General features: G+C 67.4%; 1 protein-coding gene. It reads left to right on the top strand.

Annotation, left to right across the window (positions count from 1 at the left end; all coding sequences use genetic code 11):
- Positions 1-247: 247 nt before the first annotated feature.
- On the top strand, positions 248-388 hold the full coding sequence (locus F0L68_RS42495) for a hypothetical protein (RefSeq protein WP_188316698.1): 141 nt from the start codon (positions 248-250) through the stop codon (positions 386-388).
- The last annotated feature ends 260 nt before the right edge of the window (positions 389-648 follow it).

Below are 648 nucleotides of genomic sequence, written 5' to 3'. Positions count from 1 at the left end.
TCCGGCTGTCGACGCTGGGCCCCCTCGGGTCGTTCACCGACATGGTGGGGTCGACCGGTTCGTCGCACACCCAGCACCGCCCGCCGTCGCGCTCAGCCACATCCTCGAGGAGACTCACCAGGCAAAACTAGCCTGCCAGGCCGCCGCCCCGCGCACCGCACTCAGGCGAGCACCGTCAGCCCCCATGGTCACCAGGCGACGACATCTCCTCAGTTTCATACGACGCAGGGCATAGGCGGGGATCAGGATGAACCAACTGGCCAAGTCTGGGACCACCCTGTTTGGCACCTTGCTCGCCGCCATCCGCAACCTGGTCCTGGGGATGCCGCCCGCCATCGCGGCCCAGGTGCTGCGCGATACCGCTGAGCGCGCCGAGGATCACGCGTAGGGAGGGGTGCATGGTGGAAGCCTGATATCTCGATCTTTCCCGCTGGAGCCTCGACGACCCGACCCGCGCCGTCGACCTGGCCGGAATCCTGGCCGAGGACCAGGTCCGCCTGGTCCTCCACCCGGAAACCGTGAACTGTGAACCGTTACGTGTGCTGACTGCTCAGCGACCCAGTCGGGCGGTGAGTCCGTCGAGCACGCAGTCCAGGCCGAACGCGAACTCGACGTCGGGGTCGAGTTCCTCGGCTTCGAGGACGCGGC

The organism is Solihabitans fulvus (genome assembly GCF_008386585.1).
In the GTDB taxonomy this organism is placed as follows: Bacteria; Actinomycetota; Actinomycetes; order Mycobacteriales; family Pseudonocardiaceae; genus Solihabitans; species Solihabitans fulvus.
Note: the sequence above shows the minus strand (reverse complement) of the source record. Positions and strands in the feature narration are given on the sequence as shown.